Origin of the sequence: Microcystis sp. T1-4 (assembly GCF_000297435.1) — a bacterium.
In the GTDB taxonomy this organism is placed as follows: domain Bacteria; phylum Cyanobacteriota; class Cyanobacteriia; order Cyanobacteriales; family Microcystaceae; genus Microcystis.
In genome coordinates this window covers 1-634 of record NZ_CAIP01000260.1, presented here as the reverse complement: position 1 = coordinate 634, position 634 = coordinate 1, and the positions used below count along the sequence as shown (strand labels likewise).

1 protein-coding gene is annotated in these 634 nt (G+C 44.8%); it reads right to left on the bottom strand.

Going from position 1 to position 634, the window contains the following annotated elements:
- Positions 1-103 precede the first annotated feature (103 nt).
- A complete protein-coding gene (locus MICAI_RS15810; RefSeq protein ID WP_008203958.1) occupies positions 104-577 on the bottom strand; it encodes a hypothetical protein in 474 nt (157 codons plus the stop codon).
- Positions 578-634 lie beyond the last annotated feature (57 nt).

Below are 634 nucleotides of genomic sequence, written 5' to 3'. Positions count from 1 at the left end.
GGAAAAAGTGCCTAAATTTTGCCACCAGCTGGCACTTTTTGAGGACAAAAAAGCCTAAAAGTCTTATCCCACAAGGTTTTTAGCTCTATTCAGCCATCCCTATTTATTGGTGTACTTGCAAATGAAGGACATAATGACCTAAAATCAGGTTATCTGACCATAATTCGTACTCTAGACGCAAATATTCGGGGAAATTATTCCCCTCTAATTTGAGACTACGGGTATAGTTGCGGACGCGAAAAGCGTAACCCGGTTGAGAACTTTCGGCATTTAACCAGAAGCGACTGACACCAAAAACCCCTTGCTCCCAAAAATGACGATAGGCGAATCTTCCCTGGCCCTGCATGGTCATAATTACCCGATTAGCCGAAATTTCTAGCCAAATTAATTTATTTTGATTATTTTTGGGTTTAAGTGTCTCTATTTCGGCGAGAGCCACCGGGGGTTGATTGAGGAGAAGATGAAACCGGTGGCGATCCTTTTGGTAGAGGGTAGCGGCAGTGTCTAAAGTGGAGAGGATGGGTAGATCTGTCGAGAGCAGACAGAAGGAAACGGGACGGCGGTGATGGGCAAGCATAGACTAGACTTAATGGTGTCCTTATCTCCACAATAGTGGATTCTCCGCCCATCGCTA